The 25,531-nt window shown below is 64.9% G+C and carries 28 protein-coding genes; 23 read left to right on the forward strand and 5 right to left on the reverse strand.

Annotation, left to right across the window (positions count from 1 at the left end; translation table 11 throughout):
- Positions 1-44 precede the first annotated feature (44 nt).
- From DBW_RS08610 to DBW_RS08720, 23 genes are read left to right on the forward strand one after another with little or no spacing between them, the layout of a single operon-like run.
- Positions 45-1,637 (forward strand): HAL/PAL/TAL family ammonia-lyase, encoded by a 1,593-nt coding sequence (locus DBW_RS08610; protein ID WP_066726903.1) that lies wholly within the window; start codon positions 45-47, stop codon positions 1,635-1,637.
- Positions 1,638-1,640: 3 nt separating this feature from the next.
- Entirely contained in the window at positions 1,641-2,093 is a 453-nt protein-coding gene (locus DBW_RS08615) for a hypothetical protein (protein ID WP_066726904.1), read from the forward strand.
- A complete protein-coding gene (locus DBW_RS08620; protein ID WP_066726905.1) occupies positions 2,090-2,722 on the forward strand; it encodes a LolA family protein in 633 nt (210 codons plus the stop codon). The genes DBW_RS08615 and DBW_RS08620 overlap by 4 nt, the downstream gene beginning before the upstream one ends.
- A 3-nt stretch (positions 2,723-2,725) precedes the next feature.
- Positions 2,726-5,098, forward strand: a complete 2,373-nt coding sequence (locus tag DBW_RS08625) for an MMPL family transporter (protein ID WP_066726908.1) — start codon at positions 2,726-2,728, stop codon at positions 5,096-5,098.
- Positions 5,095-5,766 (forward strand): DUF3261 domain-containing protein, encoded by a 672-nt coding sequence (locus DBW_RS08630; protein ID WP_066726910.1) that lies wholly within the window; start codon positions 5,095-5,097, stop codon positions 5,764-5,766. The genes DBW_RS08625 and DBW_RS08630 overlap by 4 nt, the downstream gene beginning before the upstream one ends.
- Complete coding sequence (locus DBW_RS08635) at positions 5,759-6,136, forward strand: hypothetical protein (RefSeq protein WP_066726912.1); 378 nt, start codon at positions 5,759-5,761, stop codon at positions 6,134-6,136. The genes DBW_RS08630 and DBW_RS08635 overlap by 8 nt, the downstream gene beginning before the upstream one ends.
- A gap of 30 nt (positions 6,137-6,166) precedes the next feature.
- Positions 6,167-6,628, forward strand: coding sequence for an acyl-CoA thioesterase (locus DBW_RS08640; protein WP_066726914.1), 462 nt, complete (start codon positions 6,167-6,169; stop codon positions 6,626-6,628).
- Complete coding sequence (locus DBW_RS08645) at positions 6,625-7,758, forward strand: beta-ketoacyl synthase N-terminal-like domain-containing protein (RefSeq protein ID WP_066726916.1); 1,134 nt, start codon at positions 6,625-6,627, stop codon at positions 7,756-7,758. The genes DBW_RS08640 and DBW_RS08645 overlap by 4 nt, the downstream gene beginning before the upstream one ends.
- Positions 7,755-8,492: a beta-ketoacyl synthase N-terminal-like domain-containing protein gene (locus DBW_RS08650; protein ID WP_066726918.1), complete on the forward strand. Its 738-nt coding sequence runs from the start codon at positions 7,755-7,757 to the stop codon at positions 8,490-8,492. Before DBW_RS08645 ends, DBW_RS08650 begins: the two co-directional genes overlap by 4 nt.
- Positions 8,489-9,754 carry a B12-binding domain-containing radical SAM protein gene (locus DBW_RS08655; RefSeq protein ID WP_066726920.1) on the forward strand — a complete coding sequence of 422 codons (1,266 nt, stop codon included), beginning with the start codon at positions 8,489-8,491 and terminating at the stop codon, positions 9,752-9,754. The genes DBW_RS08650 and DBW_RS08655 overlap by 4 nt, the downstream gene beginning before the upstream one ends.
- A complete protein-coding gene (locus tag DBW_RS08660; RefSeq protein ID WP_066726922.1) occupies positions 9,751-11,109 on the forward strand; it encodes a lipid biosynthesis B12-binding/radical SAM protein in 1,359 nt (452 codons plus the stop codon). The genes DBW_RS08655 and DBW_RS08660 overlap by 4 nt, the downstream gene beginning before the upstream one ends.
- Positions 11,109-12,566 carry a B12-binding domain-containing radical SAM protein gene (locus tag DBW_RS08665; protein ID WP_066726924.1) on the forward strand — a complete coding sequence of 486 codons (1,458 nt, stop codon included), beginning with the start codon at positions 11,109-11,111 and terminating at the stop codon, positions 12,564-12,566. Before DBW_RS08660 ends, DBW_RS08665 begins: the two co-directional genes overlap by 1 nt.
- Positions 12,556-13,722 carry a DUF2062 domain-containing protein gene (locus DBW_RS08670; protein ID WP_231875408.1) on the forward strand — a complete coding sequence of 389 codons (1,167 nt, stop codon included), beginning with the start codon at positions 12,556-12,558 and terminating at the stop codon, positions 13,720-13,722. Before DBW_RS08665 ends, DBW_RS08670 begins: the two co-directional genes overlap by 11 nt.
- Positions 13,709-14,668 carry a lysophospholipid acyltransferase family protein gene (locus tag DBW_RS08675; RefSeq protein ID WP_066726929.1) on the forward strand — a complete coding sequence of 320 codons (960 nt, stop codon included), beginning with the start codon at positions 13,709-13,711 and terminating at the stop codon, positions 14,666-14,668. The genes DBW_RS08670 and DBW_RS08675 overlap by 14 nt, the downstream gene beginning before the upstream one ends.
- Before the next feature lie 14 nt (positions 14,669-14,682).
- Positions 14,683-14,937, forward strand: coding sequence for a phosphopantetheine-binding protein (locus tag DBW_RS08680; RefSeq protein WP_066726931.1), 255 nt, complete (start codon positions 14,683-14,685; stop codon positions 14,935-14,937).
- Positions 14,934-16,130 (forward strand): beta-ketoacyl-[acyl-carrier-protein] synthase family protein, encoded by a 1,197-nt coding sequence (locus DBW_RS08685; protein ID WP_066726933.1) that lies wholly within the window; start codon positions 14,934-14,936, stop codon positions 16,128-16,130. Before DBW_RS08680 ends, DBW_RS08685 begins: the two co-directional genes overlap by 4 nt.
- Positions 16,127-17,230, forward strand: coding sequence for a beta-ketoacyl synthase N-terminal-like domain-containing protein (locus DBW_RS08690; protein WP_082820267.1), 1,104 nt, complete (start codon positions 16,127-16,129; stop codon positions 17,228-17,230). The genes DBW_RS08685 and DBW_RS08690 overlap by 4 nt, the downstream gene beginning before the upstream one ends.
- 2 nt (positions 17,231-17,232) lie before the next feature.
- Positions 17,233-17,832 carry an acyloxyacyl hydrolase gene (locus tag DBW_RS08695; protein ID WP_197463762.1) on the forward strand — a complete coding sequence of 200 codons (600 nt, stop codon included), beginning with the start codon at positions 17,233-17,235 and terminating at the stop codon, positions 17,830-17,832.
- A gap of 7 nt (positions 17,833-17,839) precedes the next feature.
- Complete coding sequence (locus DBW_RS08700) at positions 17,840-18,265, forward strand: hypothetical protein (protein WP_066726939.1); 426 nt, start codon at positions 17,840-17,842, stop codon at positions 18,263-18,265.
- A gap of 19 nt (positions 18,266-18,284) precedes the next feature.
- On the forward strand, positions 18,285-19,292 hold the full coding sequence (locus DBW_RS08705; protein ID WP_066726943.1) for a BtrH N-terminal domain-containing protein: 1,008 nt from the start codon (positions 18,285-18,287) through the stop codon (positions 19,290-19,292).
- Positions 19,289-20,041, forward strand: coding sequence for an ABC transporter ATP-binding protein (locus DBW_RS08710; RefSeq protein WP_231875409.1), 753 nt, complete (start codon positions 19,289-19,291; stop codon positions 20,039-20,041). The genes DBW_RS08705 and DBW_RS08710 overlap by 4 nt, the downstream gene beginning before the upstream one ends.
- A gap of 5 nt (positions 20,042-20,046) precedes the next feature.
- Positions 20,047-21,366 carry an ABC transporter permease gene (locus DBW_RS08715; protein ID WP_066726947.1) on the forward strand — a complete coding sequence of 440 codons (1,320 nt, stop codon included), beginning with the start codon at positions 20,047-20,049 and terminating at the stop codon, positions 21,364-21,366.
- Between the two features lie 27 nt (positions 21,367-21,393).
- Positions 21,394-21,666: a phosphopantetheine-binding protein gene (locus tag DBW_RS08720; protein ID WP_066726949.1), complete on the forward strand. Its 273-nt coding sequence runs from the start codon at positions 21,394-21,396 to the stop codon at positions 21,664-21,666.
- Between the two features lie 218 nt (positions 21,667-21,884).
- Here the strand turns inward: DBW_RS08720 and DBW_RS08725 are convergent, their stop codons facing one another.
- The 5 genes from DBW_RS08725 to DBW_RS08745 all read right to left on the reverse strand — a co-directional run bounded on the left by DBW_RS08725 (position 21,885) and on the right by DBW_RS08745 (position 25,415).
- Positions 21,885-23,033, reverse strand: a complete 1,149-nt coding sequence (locus tag DBW_RS08725; RefSeq protein ID WP_066726950.1) for a beta-ketoacyl-ACP synthase III — start codon at positions 23,031-23,033, stop codon at positions 21,885-21,887.
- A gap of 18 nt (positions 23,034-23,051) precedes the next feature.
- Complete coding sequence (locus DBW_RS08730) at positions 23,052-24,341, reverse strand: B12-binding domain-containing radical SAM protein (RefSeq protein WP_066726952.1); 1,290 nt, start codon at positions 24,339-24,341, stop codon at positions 23,052-23,054.
- 168 nt (positions 24,342-24,509) lie between these two features.
- Positions 24,510-24,920 (reverse strand): pyridoxamine 5'-phosphate oxidase family protein, encoded by a 411-nt coding sequence (locus tag DBW_RS08735; protein ID WP_066726954.1) that lies wholly within the window; start codon positions 24,918-24,920, stop codon positions 24,510-24,512.
- The gene (locus DBW_RS08740; RefSeq protein WP_066726956.1) at positions 24,917-25,138 is read right to left on the reverse strand and encodes a hypothetical protein; all 222 of its coding nucleotides are present in this window, start codon (positions 25,136-25,138) and stop codon (positions 24,917-24,919) included. Before DBW_RS08740 ends, DBW_RS08735 begins: the two co-directional genes overlap by 4 nt.
- Before the next feature lie 4 nt (positions 25,139-25,142).
- A complete protein-coding gene (locus tag DBW_RS08745; RefSeq protein WP_066726958.1) occupies positions 25,143-25,415 on the reverse strand; it encodes a chorismate mutase in 273 nt (90 codons plus the stop codon).
- Positions 25,416-25,531: the final 116 nt, after the last annotated feature.

Genomic DNA, 25,531 nt, shown 5'->3' on the forward strand with positions numbered 1-25,531 from the left:
CGAGAGCCGGATATCATCAACTAATTGCGAAAGAGTAGCCTTCCATGGACCAGCGTCCCACTGTCGTTCTGACCGGAAATGACCTGACAATCGAAGAGATCGTCGCCATTGGCGTCGGTGACAAACGGGTTGCCCTCGATCCGGCCGCCCTGGAGCGTTGCCGGGCCAGCCGTCGGTTTCTCGAAGAAGAGGTCGCCGCCGGCCGCATTATCTACGGCGTCAATACCTCTTTCGGGCCGATGTGCAACAAGATCATCGAGGACAGGGAGATCGAGACCCTGCAGGTCAACCTGATCCGCAGCCATGCCGCCGGTCTTGGCGATCCCCTCAAGCCATACATCGCTCTCGGCGTGCTGACGGTGCGTTTGAACACCCTGGTCAAGGGGTACAGCGGGGTGCGTATCGAGCTGCTCGAGTTCATGCGCGATATGATCAATCGCGGCATTGCGCCCTATATACCCGAATGCGGCAGTGTCGGCGCCTCGGGGGACCTCATTCATCTCGCCCATATGGCGCTGGGGATGATCGGGGAAGGGGAGGTCTACGACCGCGGCACCCTGCGCCCGGCAGCAGCTGCCCTCACCGACCATGGCCTGGCACCCTTCCGGCTCTCCTTCAAGGAAGGGATTGCGCTGATGAACGGGACCAGCGCCATGACGGCGTTGGCCGCCTTTGCCCTCTTCGGGGCAATGAAACTGATGCGCCTCTCCTGTGTCACCGGGGCCTTCGCCCTCGAAATATTCGGCGGCATCGATGACGCATTCGACGAAGACCTCCACCTGGTCAAGCCGCACCCCGGGCAGCTCGAGGTGGCCGGCACCATTCGCGCCCTCTACCAGGGCTCGAAGAACATCGTCCTGCGGGAGAACATGCATCAGCTGATCCGCAGCCAGAAGAAGGATGGCCCAGTCTTCGAAACCAGCATCAACGTGCAGGACGTCTACTCAGTGCGCTGCACCCCGCAGGTCCTTGCCCCGGTCGCCGAGGCGATCGAAGTGGCGGTGCGGACCGTGACCACCGAGGCCAACTCCAGCAATGACAACCCGATCATCATTCCGGACAAAAAGAAGGTGATTCACGGCGGCAATTTCCATGGCCAGTCGATCGGATTCGTCATGGACTCCCTCTGCATGGCGATTGCCACCCTTGGCAATATCTCGGAGCGCCGCATCAACAAATACCTCGACAAGCATCTCAATGAGGGGTTGCCCGAGTTTCTGATCCCCGGCACCCTCGGTCTGACCATGGGTTTCATGGGCGCCCAGTACCTGGCGACCTCGACCACCGCCGAGAACCGGCAGTTGGCCGGGCCGGTCTCCACCAACTCGATCTCCTGCAACGCCTCCAACCAGGATGTGGTGAGCATGGGGACGGTGGCGGCACGCAAGGCGTTCAAGGCGGTGAGCAATGCCAAGCATATCCTGACCCTGGAGATTCTCGCCGACCTGCAGGCGCTCTCCTTCCGCAATGCGGATGGGCTCGGGCGCGGCACCGGACGCATTTACCGGGAGCTGGTCAAGGAGTTCACGCTTTACGATAACAGCCAGGTTTTTCACGAAGAACTGACCCGGTTCCGCCGGCTCCTCTTCTCCAGCCAGCTCTTCGATGATCTGGCCCCCTATTGCGAGGCGGACTAGGAAATGACCGATTCCCCCACCTCCCTTCGCATCCTGCCGCAACCGGCGCGGGAGTTCCTCCCCCATCGGCCGCCGATGCAGTTGGTTGACCGGCTCCTCGCCGTCGATGGCGAAGAGGGGTTGCTGGAGGTGGTCCTTGCGCCCGACAACCCGCTGCTGGGAAAGGACGGCAAACTCGATGACGTGGCGCTGATCGAGCTGATTGCCCAGGGGTTTGCCGCCATTCAGGGGTATGCCGATTACTGCGCCGGACGTCCCCCGGGGCGTGGTTTTCTGGTCGGCATCCGCCGGGCCGAACTCCTGGCGCCGGCCCGGCTCGGTGACCGCCTGCTGGTCAGGGTGCGCACCCTGGCCCGGCTCGATACCTTTTCCATGATCGAGGGGGAGGTCCGCTGTGGCGACTCCCTGTTGGCCACGGCGGCCCTCAAGCTCTGGCTTCCCGGAGAGACGTCATGACCCGGCTGCTGCGTTTTCTTTGCAGCGTTATAATCGCTCTGCTGCTGGTCCCTGCGCTGGCTGGGGCCGAAAGCGCCGACCAGGACCTGGACCAGGTACTCGACCGGTTGGCCCAGGCGGCGGCCGGTATCGAGACCCTCGCCAGCGATTTTGTGCAGGAGAAATATCTGGCTGTTTTCCAGGAGGCGCTCCGCTCCGGCGGACGCTTCTACTACCAGAAACCTGACCGCCTGCGCTGGGAACTGCGCACCCCCGTGGTCACCGGGTTTGCCCTCAACGGCAACAGTGGGCGGCGCTGGCGCGGTGACGAGGCGAACAGCGAGAGCTTCGATATCCGCCAGGATCCGGTGATGAAGGTGGTCGCCGAGCAGCTCCTGGCCTGGGCACGGCCTGATTTCCCCTGGCTGCAGGCCCATTACCGGTTGATCCTGGTGGCGACCGCACCGGTCGAGTTGCGACTTGAGCCCAAATTCGAAACGGCGGGGATGATCGATTACCTGCAGATCGTCTTCGCCGCGGACGGCAGCCATGTCGCCCAGGTCGAGATTCACGATCGGGACGGTGATTATACCCGGCTGCGTTTCTCCGCCACCCAGGTCAACCTCCCGCTCGACCGGAAGCTTTTTTAAGCCGTGCCCGGGATCGGTCTATTCTTCGCTGCGGCCTATCGCTGGCTGGCGCCGCGCCGCCGCTGGCTCTTCGCTGTGACATTGCTGGTGCTGGTGGCGAGCGCCTGGGCTGCCTCCTCACTGCGGCTCGAAGAGAATATCGCCACCATGCTGCCGGACGGCAACAGCGGGGTGGCCGAAGATTTCCAGCTGCTGCAGGAAGCCCCCTTTGCCCGCAAGCTGGTAATCAGCGTCCGGGCCGACACCGGCAGCGACCCGGCCCGGCTGCCGGCCGTGGTCGATAGCCTGGCGGCGGCCCTCGACCCTGGGCTCTTCATCCACCTGGCGAGCGGGCCGGATCAGCGGCTGCAAACCCGGCTCATGCCTTGGTTGATCGACTCCCTGCCGAACCTGGCCAGCGCCGATGATCTCGCAGCCATGGCGAAGCGACTGGAAGGGGGCGGGGCCGGGGAGGCGCTGCGCCGTAGTTATGAGCAGCTGCTTGGTCCGGAAGGCTGGGCCCTGAAAAACATGATTCGCCGCGATCCTCTCGACCTGCGGCGCATCGGCCTCGAAAAGCTGCGCTATCTCAACCTTGTTCCGGGTGTGCGGCTGGTTGACAACCACTTCGTCAGTGCCGATGGGCGCAGCGCCCTGCTGCTCGCCGAAACGCCGATAGCGATCACCGATTCGGCCGGTGCCGCGGCCCTCGAACAGGGGTTCGAGCAGGCGCGCAGGCAGCTGCCGGCAGGCTATTCGGCGCTGCTGGTCAGCGCCCATCGCTATACCCTGGCCAATGCCCGGGTGATCCAGCAGGATTTGTGGTGGATTCTCGGTTGTTCCGGCGTCGCCCTGTTGCTGATTTTTGTCCTGTTGCTGCGCAGCCTGCGGGCCGTTTACGTCTTCCTGATCCCGGTGGCGGTCCTGGCTTTCGCCGGTCTGGCGGTGGCGGTCCGGTATCCGACGGTTTCGGCGATCACCCTCGGTTTCGGTGCTGTCCTGATGGGGATTACCGTCGACTTCGGCCTGCATGTCTATTACGCCCTGCGCTATGGCCAGGGAAGCAGCGCCGACCTGATCGGGCGCGTCGCCCGGCCGGTCCTCTTCGGTGGCCTGACCACCATCGCCGCCTTTGCCGTCCTGCTCGGCTCCGATCTCCCCGGGCAACGGCAGCTGGCGCTCTTCTCCATTGCCGGGCTGACGGCGGCGCTGCTGCTGGCGCTGCTGGTATTGCCGCATCTGGTTCCGGTCGGCAGCCAGCCGATGGCTCTGCCCCGTCCGGTCTCCTCCCGGCCTTCGGCCAGGCGCCGGCGGCTGCTGGTGCTGATGGTCTGGGCCCTCTTCTGCAGCTGGTGCGCCTGGCAGGCGCCCAAGGTGGAGATCAACGGTGACCTGCGGCGGATGAGCCTGGTCCCGCCGGAACTCGCGGCAGCCGAGAAGAGACTTGCCGCCGAGTGGGGTGGCTTCCGCGACCAGGCCATGATCTGGACCCGGGCTGGGGCACCCGACACCGCGCTCAGCAGTGCCGCCGCGGTCGCTCAATCCCTGACCGCGGCCGAGTTGCCGATGGTAAGCCTCGCGCCGCTGGTGCCGCCGGCTGGAGTGCAGGCGCAAAACCGGGAGCGCTGGCAGGCGTTCTGGACCGGCCCACGCGGTGTCGAAATCCTCGCCGCCCTGGAGCGGGAGGCGGCAGCCCTTGGCTTTGCCGCCGGGGCCTTTGAACCGTTCCGGCAGAGCCTGGTCGCCCCGGCGCCGCAGATCACCCTGGCCGGGGCAAGAGAGGCCGGCCTCGGCAGCCTGGTCGATGCGCTGGTGGTGCCGTCGGGAGAGGGGATTCGCATTCTCACCCTTACTCCCGATTCCCCCCGGGTCGCGGCCCTGGTGGCTGGTCTGGGCCCCGCCCTGCGGCTTGTCTCGCCAGCCCGTTTCCGGGAGGAGATCGGTAGCGCGATCAGCAGCGACTTTTTGCGCTTCATCAGTGGCGCCGGCCTGCTGGCCGGGGCCCTGCTGATTCTGCTGTTCCGGCGTGTCGGCAAGGTACTGACCGCGGCTCTGCCCGTCGTCACCGGGCTGCTCGGCATGTTCGGCATCATGGGTTTTTGGGGGATTGAGTTCAACCTCTTCAATATTGTTGCCACCATCCTCGTGATCGGACTGGGGATGGACTACGGAATCTTCATGGTCTGCCGTTACAGCGAAGGTCAGGATATGGCGACCGGGCGGGCCATCCTCGCTTCGGGACTTACCACCCTGGCTGGTTTTGGTGCCTTGGTCCTCGGCCGTCATCCCGCGCTGCATTCGATCGGCGTGACGGTCCTGCTCGGCATCGGCTGTGCCATTCCGGCGGCGCTCCTGGTTATCCCGGCGCTCTATGGCCGGCGGCAGGTGGGGCGATGAAGGTTTTTGCCGGCCTGCTGACCCTGCTGCTGCTGACAGGCTGCAGTGGCAGCTTCTTTCCGCCGCCGGCGGCGGAGGCGTTTCCCCCTGGCCTCGACAGCGCACTTCTGGCTGCCTCCGACTGGACCCGGCAAGAGGGGCCCTGGCGCCTGCGGCAAACGGTCGAATTCGATTTCCATGGTCGTCAGCTGACGATGCGCGGGCTGATGAGTCTCGACCCGGTCGCCGGCACCGCCCGCCTGATCGCGGTCGATGATCTCGGCATCAAGCTCTTTGATCTCAGCGTTTACCGTGACCACGAAATGCTTCATTTTCTCCTTCCCGACCTCGGGCGCTATCCACGCCTGCTCGAGGCGGTGGCAATCGCCGTACGGCGCATGTTTATTGCGCCACGGCCGCAGCCGGGGGACGCGCTGAAACTTCGGGACGATGGTTACGAGCTGCAGGCCCGGGAAGGGGATGTCGTCACCTCCTTCCTTTTCCGGGGGGGAGGCGCCCGTCTCGATACGATCCGGGCCGAAGGGCCGGGCGTAGCCTGGCAGGTCGGTTACTACGACTATCATCGGCAGGGGGAGTTGGAGTATCCTGAGAAGATATTGCTTGAGGACCGGATCGCCGGCTATCGCCTGCGTTTGCGGATCGAGGAGATGAGGGCCCATCATGAGTGAACTGCGCAATGGCATCGCCCGGGCGGTCTGTGGCCCCCTGGAGACCGGCGCTGACGGCAGCCTCTGCCAGCGATTTAAATTTGAACATGATTTCCAGGGCTTTGCCGGACATTTCCCCGGTTATCCCCTCCTCCCCGGGGTGGTTCAGCTGTTGATCGCCCAGACCCTGGTCGAAGCGGCCCTCGGTAGGCGACAGGTGCTGGCGGAAGTGGTCGGGGCCAAGTTCCTTGAACAACTGCTGCCGGGGCGGGAAATCGTCGTTCAGTGCCGGACCCGGGACGCGGACCGGCAGGCCTGGAATGCCCGCCTCGAGGTCGAAGGGCGCCTTGCCGCCAGTTTCCAGTTGCATTTTCGGCCGGCAGCGACCTGAGCAAGGGGAGGGGAGGAGATTTTTTCAAGGATGCAAAAGGCTTATTTCAAAAGTGTCGCCGGCCAACCGGAGCCGTTGCGGGTCATCGTCGAGCGGACGGTCCGTTTCGAAGAGGTCGATCCGCTCGGGATTGTCTGGCACGGTCGCTATCCCGGCTACTTCGAAGATGCCAGGGTTGCCTTTGGCAACCGCTTCGGCATTGGCTACATGGATTTCTACGCGGAAGGAATTCTCGCGCCGATCAAGAAGATGCACGTCGATTACCTGCGCCCGCTCCACTTTGGCGATCCCTTCACCATCGAGGGGGTGCTGAACTGGTCGGAAGCAGCCCGGCTCAACTTCGAATTCATTCTGCGTAACGCCGGTGGCGAGATCACCACCACCGGCTACACGGTGCAGATGCTCATGGATACCAGCCACAACCTGCTCCTGGTGCTACCCCCTTTTTACCAGGCCTTTTGCGCCCGCTGGGCGAGGGGAGAATTCGCTTGAACCGGGTCGCGGTGGTGGCCGCCAACGTCGTCAGCGGTCTCGGAGCGAGCCTGGATGCGACCTGGGACGGACTGTTGCAGGGCAAGTCCGCGATTGCGCCCCTGGCACGCTTTGACTGCAGCGGCTACCTGACCGATCTCGCCGCCTGCGTCGCCGGCCTCGGCCGCCAGCCCGGCGCCAGCCGCCTGGAGCCGCTGCTGGCGCTGCTGCTCAACAGCTTTCCACAGGTCCCGGTCGACAGCCGCCTGCTGACGGCGACCACCAAGGGACCCATCGACCTGCTCGAAGACCAGGTGCGTGCTGGCAGTGGCGCTATCGGACCCTTGCTGCTGGAGAACTTTTCCCGCCAGATTGCCGGCCGCCTCGGGCTTGCCGACCCTGGCATGAACGTCAACGCCGCCTGCGCCTCCTCGACCATCGCCCTGGCGCGGGGCGCCGCCCTGATCGCTGCCGGCCGCGCCGCGGCGGTGCTGGTCGTCTGTGCCGACCTGGTCAGCGAATTTGTCTTCTCCGGCTTTTCCGCCCTGCAGGGGTTGTCAACCGCCTCCTGTCGACCTTTTGACAGCGAGCGCAGCGGCCTCAGCCTCGGGGAAGGGGGAGCTGCCCTGCTGCTGATGAGCGAGGAACGGGCTCGCCGGGATGGGCGGGGAGTGCTCGCCTGGCTCCTCGGCTGGGGGGTGGCCAATGATGCCAACCACATCACCGCTCCCGCCCGCGACGGCTGCGGTCTGCTCGCCGCGATTCGCGCCGCTCTCGCTCGTGCCGGTCTCAGCACCGGCGCCGTGGCCGCGATCAGTGCCCACGGCACCGGCACCGTCTATAACGACGCCATGGAAATGACCGCCTTCGACCAACTGTTCGGTACCCGCCAGCTCCCGGTCAACTCGATCAAGGGAGCGATCGGCCACACCCTGGGGGCGGCGGGGGGGATCGAGGCCGCCATCGCCTGCCGGGTTCTGCAGCAGAAACGCCTGCCGCCCACGGTCGGCTGCCGGCGCCCAGATCCGGCCGCCGCTGGGCGAATTATGGCTGCGGTGCAGGAACTCGACGGTGACGTCCTGCTCAGTACCAACAGCGGGTTTGGCGGCATCAACGCTGCGCTGCTGCTCGGTGCCGGAGGTGAGCAATGAAGGCGCGCGTTCTCGGTTCCGGTTGGGTGACCTCCGGTGGTTGGGGACAGGGTGGCAGCGACGCCCTTTTCGGCCTCGATGGGGGAAGGTTGCCGGAGCTGACGCGCAAGGATCTCTTTGCCGACCCCTATCCCCGTTTCGGGCGGCTCGATCCCTTTTCCCGTCTCGGCCTGTCGGCGATCGCGCTCGCCCTTGCCGACGCCGGCATCGCCTCCTGGCAGGAGAAGCGTCCGATCGGTCTGGTGGCGGATAGCCGCTACGGTTGCCTGGCGACCGATTTCGACTACTTTCGGGCGCTGCTGCCGGAGGAAGGTGGTTTGGCAAGTCCCAACCTTTTTGCCTACACCCTGCCCAACACCCTTCTCGGCGAAGCAGCGATCCGCTTTGGCCTGACCGGGCCGGGATTCGTGCAGAGCAGTGGAGAGGGTTCGCCCTTTGCTGCCCTTGAGGTGGCGCTGGAACTGCTCTGCGACGGTGATGCGCCGGCGGTTGTTGCCGGTTTCTGCGAACTGCCACCCCTTTCTGCCGGAGGCAGGAGTGAACCGGATCGAGCCGGCGCGGCTTTTCTGGTGCTCGCTCCGGTCGAGGAGGATTCCGCAGCGGGACCCCGCCTCACCTACGACGGCACCTGGCGGGTTGACGATCGAATGGTGACAGACTGGCCCGGATTGATAGCGGCCTGCCGGCAACCTGCCGGAAGCGAATTCTGCAACAAGCGCAAGGAGCCTTCATGAAGCTGAAGCTGATTTACCCCAGTTGGCCGAAACTCGACCGGCAGACTGAATTCCACCTGCCGCCTCATGGGCCGGTAGTCTTTGCCGCGGCCCTGCCAGCCGATGTCGAAGTCGAGTTTACCGACGAAAACCTCGAGCCGATCGATTTTTCCAGCGCCGCTGACCTGGTCGGGATTTCGGTGATGCTCTCCTGTCAGCTGCCGCGCGCCTTCGAGGTTGCTCGTCAATTCCGGGACCGCGGTCTGACCGTGATCTTCGGCGGCATCGCCACCATGCTGCACTCTGAAGAGGTAATGCAGCACGCCGACGCGGTCTTCCTCGGCGAAGTCGAGGGACGGATCGGCGCGGTCCTCGACGATTTCAGAAACGGCTGCCTGAAGCCGGTCTACGACTACATGAACAACCCGCCCCGGATCGAACTGGTCGGTACCGCCCGCCGGGATATCCTCAACCGCGAGCTCTACAACTACCGCGGCGTGCAGATGCTTGACCTGGTGCATGCCTCCCGCGGCTGCAAGTTCGACTGCTTTCCCTGCTGCACCGGCTTTCTCGGCGGCAAGAAGTTCCGGCCGCGGCCGGTTGAGATGGTGATCGCCGAGATGGAGGCGATCCAGAACAACCGCCTCTTCATCGTCGACAACTCACTTGCTCAGGATCGGCAGTGGTTGAAAGAGCTCTTTACCGCCATGGCGCCGCTGAAGAAGAAGTGGGTCTCCCACCCGATCCTCGACGATGACGAGATTCTGGGGCTTGCCGCCGATGCCGGCGCCTGGTACGTCTACCAGGCGGTCTTCGATACCTCGGACGTAATCCGCAACCGGATCCGGCGGCTCAAGGAGCATGGCATCGGCATCGAAGGGACGATCATCCTCGGTACCGACGACCAGAGCGAGGATGACATCAAGCGGCTTGTCGACTTCCTGCTCGAAGTGGAGCTCGACGTCGCCGAGTTCACCATCCTCACCCCGTTTCCCCATTCGCCGATCCGCGCCCAGCTTGAACGGGAGGGACGCATCCTCTCCAACAACTGGCACGACTACAGCGCCGACAAGGTGGTCTTCCAGCCGGCGAAGATGACGCCGGAACGGCTGCAGGAGCTCTATTACTACGCCTGGGATACCTTCTATGCCAATGGCGGCCATGCCCTGAAGATGGGCAAGCTCTTCAAGGACGTGATGCTGCGGGAAATGAACGACGGCACCTATCGCCGATACAATCCGAAAGTGGCCCGTTCCTTCAAGCGGGAGAAAGCGCTGGCATGAGCCGGATCTTCTGTCTCTCCAGTAACGTCACCACCGAACCCTATCCGGTCTATCCGCTCGGGATGGCGGTGATCGCCGGCGCCCTGAGCCGCAGTGGCCATGAGGTGCGCCAGTTCGACTTCCTCGTCTCCGGCTGCTCGGAGCAGGCCCTGCTCGACGCGGTCACTGAATTTGGCCCCGAATTCATCTGCCTGTCGCTGCGCAACATCGACAACGTCGACTCCTTCAGCGCCGAAAATGCCTGGTACGTCGGTCAGGCCCGGCGCCTGGTGGAGCTGTTACGGTCGGTGAGCCGGGCGCCGGTCATCGTCGGCGGACCCGGGTTCTCGATCCTTCCCGAGGAGATCCTCGCCTATCTCGGCGCCGATCACGGCGTTGTCGGCGAAGGGGAGGGGGCCGTCTGTTCCCTGGTCGCCGATCTTGCCGCCGGCAAAACCGCGCCGGCACTGCTGGCCGGGAGTCCCCCCCTGGCCGGGGGCGCCCAGGGGGGACCCCTTTTGTGCCGTGAACTGGTCGATTATTACGTTGAGCAGACCGGGATGGTCAACCTGCAGACCAAGCGCGGCTGCCCCCACGACTGTGTCTACTGCACCTATCCGAGCCTGGAGGGGAAACGCTTTCGCCCGCGCTCGGCCGGGGCGGTGGTCGATGACATCGAGCAGATCGGCCGCGATTTCGGGGTGAAAGGGTTCTTCTTCACTGACTCGGTCTTCAACGATGCCCGCGGCGAATACCTCGAACTCGCCGAGGAGATCCTGCGCCGCAACCTGGAGATCTCCTTCAGCGCCTTTTTCCGCCCCCAGGGGATCGGGCGCCGGGAGCTGGCCCTGCTCAAACGCGCCGGCCTGCATGCCGCCGAACTCGGCACCGATGCTGCCAGCGACACCACCCTCGCCGGCATCGACAAGGGCTTCACCTTTGCCGATGTCTTCGAGGTTAACCGGGCCTGTGTCGCCGAACGGATTCCGGCCGCCCATTTCATCATCTTCGGCGGTCCCGATGAAACGATGGCGACTGTCGCGGAAGGGTTGGATAATATCGCCAGCCTCGAACATTGCGCGGTCTTTGCCTTTTCCGGCATCCGCATCCTGCCGGGGACGCGCATGCTGGAGCGGGCCATCGCCGACGGCATTATCACTGCCGGCGCGCCGCTGTTGATGCCGGTCTACTATTTTTCGCCGCTGCTCGATCCCGAAGGGATGAACGCGGCGATTCTCAAGTCGTTCCAGGGGCGCCGGGACCGGATCTTCCCCCCTTCGGAGGGGCAGGTGCGGATGTCGGTTATGCGCCGCTTCGGCTTTCGCGGCCTGCTCTGGGATCGGCTGATCGCGTTTCCGCGGGAGGAGCTGGCCTGATGAGATCGCTTTCCGCCAAGAATGTCCTCCTCGTTCACCCCCTCGGCTACCGCGCCGAGGCCGCCGGCCGGGACATCTCCCGCCTCGCCAATATCATGCCGCCGCTCGGGCTGGCGAGCATCGCCTCCTACCTGGAACGGGACGGGGTCGAAGTCGGCATCATCGACTGCTACGCTCATCCCGACAGCCAGCAGGTGCTGCGCGAACTGCTGCGCTCGGAACGGCCGGCCCTGATCGGCTTCTCCTGCACCACCTCCAGCTTCCTCGACGGGGTGCGCCTGGCCCGGCTTGCCAAGAGTGAACTGCCCGGTATCCGCTGCGTCTTTGGCGGCGCCCACGTCTCGGCTCTCAAGGAGCAGGTCTTCCGCTACCCAGAGGTCGATTACGTTGTCGTGGGTGAAGGGGAGGAGACCCTTGCCGAGCTGGTGCGCGCCGGCGACGCCGATCTCGAGCAGATCGCCGGCCTGATCTACCGCCGCCGTGACGGCGAGGTGGTCTTCAACGGCTACCGGGAGCAGGGACTCGACCTCGACAGCCTGCCGTTCCCGGCCTACGAAAAGCTCGCCGGCTATCCGCAGGCCTATCAGCTGCCGATTTTCAACTACCCGAAAGCGCCGAACACCAGCTGCATCTCGAGCCGCGGCTGCCCTTACGCCTGCAGCTACTGCGACCGCTCGGTCTTTCGCCGTAGCTTTCGCTACAATTCGGCGGAATACCTCTACGCTCACCTGCGTTACCTGCGCGAGGCGTTCGGCATCCGCCACGTCAACTTCTACGACGACCAGTTCACCTTCAACCGGGAGCGGGTTGAGGCCTTCTGCTCCCTGCTCCACGACCGGCCGCTGGGGATGACCTTCAACTGCGCGGTGCGGGCGGAGCATATCGATCCGGAGCTGCTGCGGATGATGAAAGGGGCCGGCTGCTGGATGGCGAGCCTCGGCATCGAGACCGGCGACCCGGAGCTTCTCGCCCAGCACCGGCAGAACGCCAATCTCGACATGCTCGCCGACAAGATTCGCATGATCAAGAAGGCCGGCATCCGCACCAAAGGGCTCTTGATGATGGGGCTCCCCGGCGAGAGCGAGGAGAGTATCCGGCGCAGCATGGAGTACGTCTTCTCCCTGCCGATCGATGACTTCAACCTCGCCAAGTTCACCCCCTTCCCGGGCTCCCCCCTCTATGCGAAGATTCATGAGCTGGGGGAATTCGAGGAGGACTGGGAGAAGATGGACTGCATGCAGTTCCAGTTCGTCCCCCACGGCATGAGCAAGGAGCGCCTCGAACTTCTCTTTACCGAATTCTACAAGCGCCATTTCCAGCGCCCCCGGGTGCTGCTCGGCTATGCCGCGATGCTCTGGAAGTCGCCCGATTCCTGGCGCCGGTTTGCACTTAACCTCGGTGATTTTCTGCGGTTTGCCCGCAGTAACCGACGCCTGGCGGCTGATCATGATGTTTGAGATGGAAAATCTGCTGATCGTCATTCCCCTCTACAACCACGGCGGCACGGTGCGTGCCGTGGCCGAAGCCTGCCTGGCGGTCCACCCCCAGGTGCTGGTGGTTGATGACGGCAGCAGCGACGGCGGGGCGGAAAAACTGGCCGGCCTGCCGCTGGAGCTGGTGCGCCACGAGCGCAACCTCGGCAAGGGGGCGGCGATCCTGACCGCCGCCAGCTTCGCTGCCGGGCGGGGCTTGACCCATATTGCCACCATTGACGCCGACGGCCAGCACGACCCGGCCGACCTGCCGCGGCTCTGGCAGGCGGCTCTCGCCGAACCGCTCGCCCTGATCGTCGGCTGCCGCGATTTCACGGCCGCCAACGTCCCGGGTTCGAGCCGTTTCGGCCGCAACTTTTCCAACTTCTGGCTGCGGTTGCAGACCGGGGTCGTTCTTCCTGATACCCAGAGCGGTTTTCGGATCTACCCGCTGGCGCTCCTGACCGGGCTCACCTTCTGGTGCCGGCGCTACAACTTCGAGATCGAGGTGCTGGTGCGCGCGGCCTGGGCCGGGGTGGCGCTGCGCAGCGTGGCGATTTCGGTCTACTACCCGCCGGGAGCGGAACGGATTTCGCATTTCCGGGGTTTTCTCGACAACTGGCGACTGACGCTGCTGAATACGCACCTGACGCTGCGCTCCATCGTTCCCTGGCCCCATCCGCGCCTGGTGACGGCCGAGCCCGAGGAGAAGGTCAGCCTGCTGCGACCGCTGCAGTCGCTGCGTCGCCTCCTCTCGGAGAACAGTTCACCGGCCCGGCTCGGCGCCGCCGGCGGACTCGGCGTTGCGGTCGGCGCCACGCCGCTGTTTGGCGCCCACACCATCACCATCCTGTTTGTGGCCGGGTTCTTCCGTCTCAACAAGGTGGCGGCCGTGGCGGCCAGCAACCTCTGCATGCCGCCGCTGGTGCCGGCCCTCTGTATCGAACTGGGGCATTACCTGCGCCATGGCGAGTGGCTGACCGAATTCTCGCTGCAGACCCTCGGTTACCAGGGGCTGCAACGGCTTTGGGAGTGGCTGCTCGGTTCGCTGCTGCTCGGTCCCCTCCTCGGGGGGGTGAGCGCCGTTGTCATCTACCTGGCCGCGCTGCTGCTACAGAGGGATGCCCATGCCGCCGGCTGAGGTTGATCGTTCGGCAAACGGCTGGAGCAGCCGCAGCGTCGGCAGCAACTGGCAGCACCGCTTCTTCTATCTGCTGATCCGCCTCGGCGGCCGGCCGGTCGCCTACGGTTTTCTGCGGCTGGTGATCCTCTACTACACTCTGTTGCGCGCGGACCAGCGGCGCAAGGGGCTTTACTACCTGCGCCGGCGGTTTCCGGCGGCCCGGGGGCTGGAACTGTTGCGGCACAGCTATCGTCACAACCTTGCCCTGGGGCAGGTCCTGATCGATCGTGCCATCGTCGGCATCCTCGGACCCGGCGAGCTGCAGGTGAGCTTTCCCGCCGGCCCCCGGCTGAAGGAGATCTTGGGCGCAGGACGCGGGCTGATCCTGATGACCGCCCATGTTGGCTGCTGGCAAGTGGCGATGGCTGCCCTTGATGACCTCGAGACCCCGGTTCATCTGCTGATGAAGCGGGAACCGGGAGATGTCGACCGGCTCTACTTTGAACATGGTGGCGGCGAACGGCCGTTTCACCTTATCGACCCGGAAGGGGAATTCGGCGGCGCGTTGGAAATGATCGCGGTGCTGAAACGCGGGGAGGTCCTCTCCGTGATGGGGGATCGCCTGCTCGGCAGCGACCGCAACGGAGTTGCGGTTGACTTCCTCGGCGCCCCGGTCCTTTTCCCCTTCAGTGCCTACAAACTCGCTTCGGCGACTGGGGCCCCGATCGCGGTCCTGCTCAGTCGCAAGGTCGGGCCGGCGGCCTATGCCCTGGAGCTGGCACGGGAGATCAGCGTACCGCCCGGGCTCGGTCGCGGCGGCGAAGGGTTTCGCCCCTATGCCGCCGAACTGGCTGCCGGGCTCGAAGCCTTCGCCAGAGAGAACCCTTACCAGTTCTTCAACTTTTTTGACATGTGGTCCGCTCCGCAACCGGCAGCGGCCCCGAATTCTGCCGATACCCCTTGAGAGGAGTCTGCCCGATGGAGATCACTGAACAGCTGAAAAAGATCCTGGTGGAAGAACTGAACCTGGAGGATGTGAGCCCGGAAGAGATCGCCGACGATACCCCGCTCTTCGGGGAAGGGCTCGGCCTCGATTCCCTCGACGCAGTCGAACTGGTGGTGCTGGTGCAGAAGCACTTCGGTGTCGAGATCAAGGATATGGACGAAGGTCGCCCGGCACTGCAGTCGGTCGCCACCCTGGCTGCCTTCATTGCCGAGCGGCGCAGCAAATGACGACCCTAGCTCCCGTCGCCGTCACCGGGGTCGGGTGCCTGAGCGCGGCCGGGCTCGACTTCCCGTCCTGCATGGCCGCTCTTTTCAGCGGTCAGCGGCAACCGATACCGCCCGAGTCCTTCACCAGCACCCACCCGGTGCGCTACCCGGTCTTCGAGGTGGCGGTGGAGTTTCCGGAGCAGCGGGGGGTCGGCAAGCCCGACGTCCTGCGCACCAGTCGTCTCGCCCTGGTCGCCGCGGCTGAGGCCTTGGCCGATGCCGGGATCGAGCGCGAACAGCTGCGCGGGCTGCGGGTCGGGGTCTGTGTCGGTACCACCGTCGGCAGTGCCATGAATAACGAGCTCTTCTATCGCCAGTTCAAGGCGGGGGAACGGCCGGCGATCGATCCGATCGTCAAGTTCCTCAATTCCAACCCGGCCGCCTCCATCGCCCGCGAGTATGGTTTCGACGGACCCTGTCAGACGGTGGTGAATGCCTGTTCCTCGGGGACCGACGCCATCGGCCTGGCGGCCTCCTGGATCCGCGCCGGAATCTGCGACGTTGCCCTTGCCGGTGGCGCCGACGAGCTCTGCCGGGTCACCTACAACGGCTTCATCTCCCTTTTGATTACCGACGAGGAGCCGTGCCGCCCCTTCGACCGCGATCGCAAGGGACTCAACCTCGGCGCCGGCGCCGCGGTGCTGGTGCTCGAGTCGGAAGCGGCGCGGATCCAGCGCCAGAAGGCGCCCCGCGCCCGGGTGCTCGGCTACGGTTCGGCCAGCGATGGCTACCACCTGACCGCCCCGCGCCCCGACGGTTCCGGCCTGAAGCGGGCGATCGCCGAGGCGCTGGCGACCAGCGGCGTCAGCGCTGCCGACATCGCCTTCGTCAACGCCCACGGTACCGCCACCCCGGACAATGACCGGACCGAGAGCAAGGTGCTGGCCGAGGTGCTTCCCGGGATCCCCTTCGTCTCCACCAAGGGGTATACCGGCCACACCCTCGGCGCCGCCGGGGCGATCGAGGCGGCCTTTACCATCGGTTGCCTGGAGCAGGGCCGGATCCCCGGCAATATCGGCTGCACCACGCCGGACCCGGAATTTCCCGCGGCGCCGGTCCTGGTCGAAACATTGGTCACCGGGCGGGTGGCGCTCTCCGAGTCGCTCGCTTTTGGCGGCAACAACGCGGTCGTGGTTCTCGGGAGGGACGCATGAATTCTCAACCTATGGCCATTCGCGGCATCGGTGTCGTCGGCGGTTTCGGTGCGGGCCTCCACGCCCTGGAGGCGGCCCTGCGCGGCGAGTTGCCGCGCCCGGGACAGGTCACCTTCAGCAATGACGGCCGCGAGGTGGTGCTGCCGGCCTTTCTCGCCGATACGGAACCCCTGGCCGAGTTTCTGCCGAAGAAGTCGCTACGCCGCATTGACCACTATTCGCGGCTGGCGCTGCTCGGGGCCTCCCAGGCTTTGGCCGATGCCGGGCGCGAGCAGTTCGACCCGCAGCGCATGGGAGTGGTAGTCGCCAGTGGTTACGGGGCGACCCGCACCACCTTCGCTTTTCTCGACTCGGTGATCGATGACGGCGACCAGTGCGCCTCGCCGACCCACTTTTCCAACTCGGTGCACAACGCCGCCGCCGCCCACATCTCGATCCTGCTCGGCATCACCGGGCCGAGCCTGACCGTCAGCCAGTTCGAAATGTCGGTCCCCTCGGCGCTCCTTTCCGCCGCCCGCTGGCTCGCCGAAGGGCGCGTCGATTCGGTCCTCTTCGGCGGCATCGACGAATACTGCGATGTGCTCGGTTACTGCTGGGATCATTTCTTCGGCAGCGGCGACGGCGGCCCGATCCGGCCGCTGGAACTGCAGCGCCAGAGTGCCATCCTCGCCGAAGGGGCGGCCTTCTTCGTCCTCACCCGCGCTGATGAAGGATCACCTTCCCGCTACGGGACGGTGCAGGGGATCGACATCGGCCACCAGAGCGGCCAGAAGCTGCCGGTCGCTGCTGATGCGCTGCTGCTGCTCGGCGTCGATGGCCATCGTCGCTGCGGCAGTCTCTACCCCAGCCAGATTCCAGCCCAGGCGGATGTCGTCTCCTATTCACCCCTCTACGGCAGCCTGCCGGTGGGGCCGGCCTTCGACATGGCGATCGCCGCCCTGATCCGCGCCGGCGGCGAAATCTATCCGGCGCCGGTGGGAGCGGACGACGGTTGCCCGGGGCGGGTGGTGCGCCAGCCCGAAGCAATCGCCGGGCGGCCCCTCGCCTGTCTCAAGTGCAGCGGGGCCGGTGAAATCAGCATCATCAACCTGGGGGGATGAGGATGAGGGGGCGACGACTTACAGGGTTTTTGGGGCGCAGCATCGGTGGACTGCTTCTGTTCCTGGCGATTGCCGTGATCTCTCCGGTCACCTGCGATGCGGCTTCCCCCCTGCTGGAACCGGAGCGGGTCGGCCTCGCCCTCGACGTCGGCCCGAGCTATTCCCCGGACGGCGTCCGCTACCACCTGCTGACCCTCAGCACCCTTTACGACTACAGCGCCATCTGGCGCCATGCAGCGCCCGCGGCGCTGCGCTTCAAGCTCGACGCCAGCCTTGGCTTCGCCGAAGGGAGTGCGGTCTCCGGGACCCGCGGGGTCGCCGCTGCCGGCTTCATGGCGCTCTACTACCTTGATCGCTGGGCCGGAGCGAGCTGGCGCCCCTACGGCGAGGCGGGGATCGGCCTGATCTACACCGATTTCCAGGTCAAGGACCAGGGGTTGCGCCTCAACTTCAACCCGCGCTTCGGCATCGGCTGCGAATTCGGCGGTCCCGGGCGCCCCTGGTTCGGCGCGGTGCATGCTCACCACGTCAGCAACGGTCATCTGCACCATGACAACCGTGGTATCAACTCGGTCGTGTTCGAGCTCGGCCACTACTTCTGAGGTTTCCATGCGCAAGGACCAGGTTCCCCAGGACGGCTGCCTGCTCGAGGGGCAACGCGAAGTCTGCTACGCCGTCGACGAGAGCGGACGCTACGTACTGGCCCCGAGTGCCGGCTGGGAACCGAAGAACGTCGTCAATCTCCAGGCCTGGGAGCTGATCCGCGACCAGGTCGCGGCGGTCCTCGCCGACATCCGGGCCGGGCGGCAGAGCGTCCTTGCCTACCACATGGTTCGTAACCAGATGGATGTCGGCATGCTTGCCGCCTACGTCGGTCTCCCCCGCTGGCGGGTCCGGCGCCATCTCAAGCCGGCGATCTTCAGTCGCCTCAAGCCGCAGTTGCTGGAGCGCTACGCCGCTACCCTGAAGATGCCGGTCGCCGAGCTTTGCCGGCTCCCTGAAAACCCCGAGTTGCCGCTGCCGCAGCCTGAATGAACCGATTTCAGGAACAACCATGATCGCTTTTCCCCATAACCAGTCCGCCCACTGCGAGAGCGGCGTCACCGCCAACCTGCTGACCCATGGCGGCATTCCTCTTTCCGAGGCGATGGCCTTCGGTATCGGTTCGGGGCTCTTTTTCGGCTATGTCCCCTGGATCAAGATGAACTATTTGCCGCTGATCACCTTCCGCGGTGCGCCGGGGAGCATCTTCCGCAAGGCGGCCCGGCGGCTCGGCGTGCAGGTAGCGAAACAGAAGTTCCGCCATCCTGCCGCCGCCCGCGCGGCGGTCGATCACCTCCTCGAACAGGGGGTGCCGGTCGGCGCCCAGACCGGCGCCTACTGGCTCCCCTATTTTCCGGCGGCGCTGCGCTTTCACTTCAACGGCCACAATCTTGTGATCATTGGCCGCGAGGGGGAGACCTACAAGATCAGCGACCCGGTCTTCCCGGGACTGGTCGACTGCCCGGCGGCCGATCTGGAACGGGCGCGCTTCTCCAAAGGGGCAATGGCGCCCAAAGGACGGATCTATTACGTGAAGCAGATGCCGGCCAGGACTGATCTCGCCGAGGCGGCGGCCTCGGCAATCCGCGATGTCTGCAAGGTGATGCTGAATACGCCGATCCCCTATGCCGGCATTCGGGGCATGCGCCTGCTCGCTCGCGATCTCGAGGCCTGGCCGGCCAAGCTCGGCGAACGCAAGGCGAGTCTGCATCTCGGCCACATGATCCGCATGCAGGAAGAGATCGGCACCGGCGGCGCCGGCTTCCGCTTCATCTACGCCGCCTTTCTGCAGGAAGCGGCGGCGCTCCTCGCCCTGCCGGAACTGGAGGCGATGGCGACGCGCATGACCGCCATCGGCGATCGCTGGCGCGAGTTCGCGGTGCTGGGCGCCCGGCAATGCAAAGGGCGCGGGGAAGGATCCGAGGTCTACCGCACTCTGGCCGGAATCCTGCGCCAGTGCGCGAGCGAGGAGGAGCTCTTCTTCCGGGACCTGGCCCTCCTGATCGGGCGCAAAGGATGATGGTGACGCCCCTGCTCACCGCGCAGGCGCTGGAGCTGACCTATCCGGGGGCGCAGCGGCCGGCCCTCAACGGTCTCGACCTGACGGTTGGCGAAGGGGAGATCTTCGGCCTGCTCGGTCCCAACGGCGCCGGCAAGACCACCACCATCTCGATTCTCTGCACTCAATTGCGCCCCTCCGCAGGAAGTGTTCAGCTCGCCGGCATCGACCTGCTCGCCCATCCCGGCCAGATTAAAGCCCTGATCGGCCTGGTGCCGCAGGATATCGCCCTCTACCCGGCGCTTTCGGCCCGGGAGAACCTGAATTTTTTCGGGCGTCTCTACGGCCTGGGTGGCGAGCTGTTGCGCCAGCGAATCGACGAGGCACTGGAACTGGTCGGCCTGGTCGAGGCTGCTGATCGCCGCGTCGGCACCTACTCGGGCGGGATGAAACGGCGCGTTAATCTGGCGATCGGCGTACTGCATCGCCCCCGGCTCCTCTTCCTCGATGAGCCGACGGTCGGTATCGACGCCCAGTCGCGCAACCTGATCCTCGCCAACCTGCAGCGCCTCCGGGGGGAGGGGATGACGATGGTCTACACCACCCACTATATGGAAGAGGCGGAAGCGATCTGCGATCGGGTCACCGTCGTCGACCAGGGGCGGGTGATTGCCGAGGGGAGGCCGGCCGCGCTGGTTGCGGCAGCGCCGGACGTCAGCGATCTCGGCGAGCTCTTTTTGCAATTGACCGGCCGCCAACTGCGAGACTAGGAGCTATGGCAGGGAAAATCTTCGCCGTCACCAGCCGGGAACTGCTGCAACTGCTCCGCGACCGCGCCGGGCTGCTGGTCCTCTTCGTCATGCCGATGGCGCTGGTGCTGATCATGTCGCTGGTGCAGGAGAGCGTCATGAAAGCGACCGGGGAGTCGAGCTTCGATCTGCTCTGGATCGACCATGACGGTGGACCGCTGGCGGGAGAAGCTGCCCGGCTGCTCGAAGCGAGCGGGGTAATCAATCTGGTGCGCCACGCGGATGGGATTCCCCTCGATGAGGAACGGGCCCGCGCGCTGCTCAATCGGGGCGACTATCCCTTCTGTCTGGTCTTCCCGGCGGGCTACTCGGACGCCCTGCGCCGGCGCGCCGAGCAGCAGGTGGGCGCCGCTTTCGCCTCCAGCAGCGTAACCGCTTTGGCGGTCACCGTCCCCGAGCCGCAACTGCTGATCGACCCGGCGGTGCAGGGGGCGTTCCGGGTGGCGGTCAGCAACCTGCTGCAGCGGGTGCTGCTCGGCATCGAGGTGCGCGAACGCAGCAGCGTCTTCGCCCGGGAGTTGCCGCGGCAGATGCAGCAGCTCGGCGGCGCTGGCTCCTTTGCCGGCCTGGCAACCAACCCCGTGGTCAAGCTCGATTTGGCCGAAAATGGGCCGACACTCCTTCATGAAGAGTTCGCCAGCGGTCGCGGGGCGGTGCGCCCCAACGCAGTGCAGCAGAACGTCCCGGCCTGGACCCTGTTTGGCATGTTCTTCATCGTCGTCCCGCTGTCGGGAATGATGATCCGCGAACGTCAGGCCGGCACCATCCAGCGCCTGATGACCCTGCCGGTTTCGCCGCTGACGATCCTCGCCGGCAAGGTGTTCGCCTTTGTCCTGGTCTGTATGGTGCAGTTTCTCGGCATGCTCTCCATCGGCTTCTGGGTCCTGCCGCTTCTCGGCACCGCGGCGCTGCAGGTCGGTGCAAGCTGGCCGGCACTCCTGCTCGTCGCCCTCTGCGCCTCGCTGGCGGCAACCGGTTATGGTCTGCTCCTTGGCACCTTGGCCGGCAGCTACGAGCAGGCCTCCATGTTCGGCGCGGTGTCGGTGGTGATCGCTGCCGCCATGGGCGGGGTGATGATCCCCCTCTACGCCATGCCCCGCATCATGCAGACGTTCAGTCTCGTCTCCCCCCTTGGCTGGGGGCTCGACGCCTTCCACGGTCTGCTGGTGCGCGGTGGCGGCCTCCTTGATATCTGGCCGCGGCTCCTGCTCCTGTTCGTCTTTTTTGTGGTCACCTTGCTGACTGCCTGGTATTTCCTGTATCATGGTCGGCGCCGGCCGGATTGAGGCCGACGCTGCTGATTGGAGTGAAACATGTCTGAAGCACTGATGGCGGAACTGCGCGAAATGATCTTTGCCACCTGCAACGTGGAGGATGTCGATCCCGACGAGCTTGGCCCCGACGACCCGTTGACCGGGCCCGACTCCATGCTCGGCCTCGATTCGATCGACGCGGTGGAGATCGTCGTCGAGGTCCAGAAGAAATACGACGTCCGCATCGGCGGCAAGGAGATCAGTCGCGAGATCCTGACTTCGTTGCGGACGCTGGCTGATTTTCTGATCGGGGAAGGGGTCACGGCTTCCTGATGTTTGTTGGGAATCACAGAAATGATGATTAAGCCGGGAATATAACAATAGAGGGGAAATCTGGTTTTGGGGTTGCCGTGATCGGTAACAATCAGATTTGTATCCCTGTCCAAAGATTGAACGCCCTTCAACCCTGATAGCTCAGCTCATCCTGTTTTTAACAAAAAATGAGGCCCCATCCGGGAGCCTCATTTTTTGTTTAGCGAGGGGAGGGTCTGCTAAACCACCGTCAGCAGCGCATAACACATGGAGAAGCGGCCACTCTCGGGGACGTAGCAGAGGACCTTGTCGCCGGGCTTGATGCGGTCGGAGTGGAGCAGCTCTTCAAGGATGATATAGACCGAGGCGCTGCCGGTGTTCCCCTTGTCGGGGAGGTTGGTGTACCAGCGCTCCAGCGGAATATGGAAGCCGACATCCTTGAGCCCCTGGTAGATTGGCAGGCGGAAGTAGTCGGAGGAGTAGTGGGCGACGAAGATGTCGACCTCCTCGGCCTTGATGCCGCGCTTGGCGGACAGCAGCGGGATGGTGCGGTTGGCGGTGGTGGCGACGATCTCCCGTTCAAGAAGCTTGACGTCCTGCTTGACCAGCAGGGCGTGGGACTCGAGCATCTCCTGGGGTTTGTCGAATTCACGCCAGCCGGTGATGGAGCCGTCAGGATTCTTCACTGCGCCGGCGTACATGCAGGTGTCGAGCTCGTTGGCGAAGGAGAAGATGTCGATCCACTCGATCTTGAAGGCGCGCTTGCCGGGAGTCGGCTGCGGGGCGATGAAGGCGGCGCCGGCGCCGTCGGAGAGCATCCAGCGCAGCAGGTCGGCGTTGAAGGCGAGGGCAGGCTGCTGCTCCACCGCCTCGGCCACCTCGGCCGGGATGGTGCCGGCCATGCGCGAGCGCATGAAGGAGGAGGCCTGTTCGGAGCCGGTGGCGACGGCGTTGCGGCTCTGGCCAAGGGCGACATTCATCGCCGCGTACTTGAGGGCGGTCATGCCGGAGATGCAGACCCCGGCGGTGCTGATGATGTCGCAGGGCGGCGACTTGAGCTCGCCGTGAACCATCGAGGCGTGGCCGGGGATCAGCTGGTCGGCCTGGGTGGTACCGCAGGCGAGTACCTCGATCTCCTCAAGGGAGAAGCCGTCGTAGGGGTGGAGGCCGCGCACCGCCTCGGCAGCGAGCTGGGCGTTGCTGTGGGTGGTCCTGCCGGTGGCCGGGTCGATGGCATAGTACCGGGTGCGGATCTTGTTGTTGCGCAGGATCATGGCACGGGTGCGTGACGGCAGCTGGTTGACCATGCCGAGAATCTGTTCCATCTGCTCGTTGCTGACCGGCGCGTTGGGAAGAAAGACTGCCAGATCGGTGATATAGGCTTCCATGCGAGTTACCGCCCCTCTTTAGATTTTGGCTTTCGGGTGGGTCAGTTGAAACAGTTCGGCATAGCGCCGGTAGAACTCCGCGTCGCCGAGCCGGGTTGGAACCACGGCGTTGGCGAGGGTGTAGTAGTCGAGGTCATGATTGACGATCCGCTCCCGCCAGGCGCGGTGGAGGGCGGTCCCGGGGAGCGGCGTCATCACCGTAAAGATCGGCAGGTCGATCGGGTTCGCCTGCAGGTAGGCGACCAGCCGGTCGAAATCGTCGTGGCCGTAGGCCGGGTCAACGATGAAATCGCCGACAATGGTAACACCGATCTCGCGCAGGATGGCGATCGCCTCGCGGTTGACCGCCTCACGGTTTTCCTTGTTCATCTGCGCTAGGCCGGCGTCGCTGATCTCCTCGAAACCGATTACCACCGTGCGCAGGCCGGCGGCATGCCATTCGCGCATCAGGTCGGGGTGGCGCACCACGGTGTCGGAACGGACATCGCCGAGGAACTGCTTGCCGAGTTGTGCCGCGGCGATCGCCTGGCAGAGCCTGCGGGCGTGGCCGACGTTACCGAAGGTGTTGGCGTCGACCAGGCGGATGATCGGTACCTCGCCGAGCAGGCGGATGTCGCGCAGCACTGTCTCGATGGAGCAGGAGAGGTAACTGCCACCGGCCTGGCCGGCGATGCAACAGAAGTTGCAGTCAAAGGGGCAGCCGTAGGCGGAGGCGACAAAGCCCATCGGGTGCCCGAGCAGGGTGTAGTGCTGACGCTTGTCGGCGACCAGGTCGTAACGCGGCGGCAGCGCCTCAAGCAGGTCGTTGGGTCCGAAGCTGCGCCGGTCGAAGTTGAGTGGCCAATCCGGGCTGGTGACGGCGACGCCGGGAATCTGCGGACGCCGCTCGCCCCGCTCCAGGGCGTCGACCAGCTCGCGAAAGCTCGCCTTGCCGAGACCGATGACGACAAAGTCGATCTCGGCGACGTTGAAAAATTCCGGGTCGTTGCTGGCGTGAATGCCACCGACCACCGTGGTGGCGTCAGTGCTTTCCTTGACTGCTGCGGCGAGTTGCCGGGCCGTCTGCGCTTCACAGGTCACCGCGGTAATTCCCACCAGGTCGGGAGCAAAACCGGCGAGTGTCGCGGCCAGGCCGTCCGGGTCGACCTTGAGGTCGAGCAGCGCCACTTCGTGGCCTGCCAGGTTCCCGGCCAGGGTCTCCAGTGCCAACGGCTCCCCCCGAAAGATCTGTTTGATCGAGGTGAGACCGTAGCGCTCTTCGGGGATACTGCGACCACAATTGGGTGGATTCACCAGCAAGATGCGCATAACGGTCTGGCCTGCTCCCGGGGAGGACGTTTCCGCTCCTAACCCTCCTGGGCGGTAGCGGGGTCAGCATATTAACCCGATTCGAACCCGATGTAAATGCGCAGCTGACCATGGCAATGGGTTCGGCGGGAAAAATTTTCCTGGGCCGCCACAGTATCTTCGTTTCGATCAGAGCGTGGGGGAGGGGACTTCGATCAGGGGTCGTTCGGCGCTGACCCGGCAGCTGACCGCACAGCGGATGGCGCGCCCGGCGCGGCGCCCGGCCTCGGCGGTTACTGCGGCGACCAGGCTTTCGAAGAGCGGTCCGGAGGTCGCAAAGTCGAGCGCTTCGAGATAAATCCGCCTTCCCTGCCAAAGGGGGAGGCTGGCGCCCGGCAGACAGGCGAGGAGCGCTGCCAGGCCCGTGGCGCGCAGGTTGGCGAGGGTGCGGTTATTGCCGAGGCCGATCACCCAGGCGTCATCGGGGAGGGGGCGGACAGCGCCGATAACCGCCAGGTTGGGGAGGCCGTTTCCATCGCTGGTGGCGAGGACGGTGACCCGGTGCGGATCGTTCAGCAGCGCCTCGATGGCGGTCTTCATTGCTGTTCCTGGTCCTCGGGTGGAATGCGGAAAATCTCCAGTACTCCGGGGAGGGCCCGCACGGCAGACTGATCGATGCTGCCGGCATCACCGATGACGCCGATGATGACCCGGTTGGCGCCGGTTGACTGGTGGAAGTCGAAGTCGCCGTCGATAAGGTATTGCTTGACCCGTTCGAGATCGTCGGCAGTAGCGGTGGTGCGCATAACGATGAGCATGATTCTATTCTCCCTTGGTCCGAATCCGTTCCAGGCGCCGCGATTCATCGATGACGCGTTCGAAGAGGCGGACGATGGCGCCATCTTCCAGAGGGCCGGGGTTGGCGGCCCGCATCCGGTCGAAGATCCGTTTCTCCCGTCCCGGATCGTAGACCGGCAGCCCCCGTTCCTTCTTGATCTCGCCGATCTGCAGGGCGAGGGAGGCGCGCCGGTTGAAGATCTCCAGCAGTTGGGTGTCAATCTCGTCGATGGCCACGCGGATCTCGTCGATGGTCAAGGCGGACTCCGTGAAAAAAGTTATCAGCTACGCGCCGTTAGCTACAGGTTTCAAGAAAATGGATTAAGTTAAGACGGGACATCCGGTGATCGGTGACGAGCAACGGGCAACTGCTC

The sequence above is a fragment of the Desulfuromonas sp. DDH964 genome (genome assembly GCF_001611275.1).
Taxonomy (GTDB): Bacteria; Desulfobacterota; Desulfuromonadia; order Desulfuromonadales; family DDH964; genus DDH964.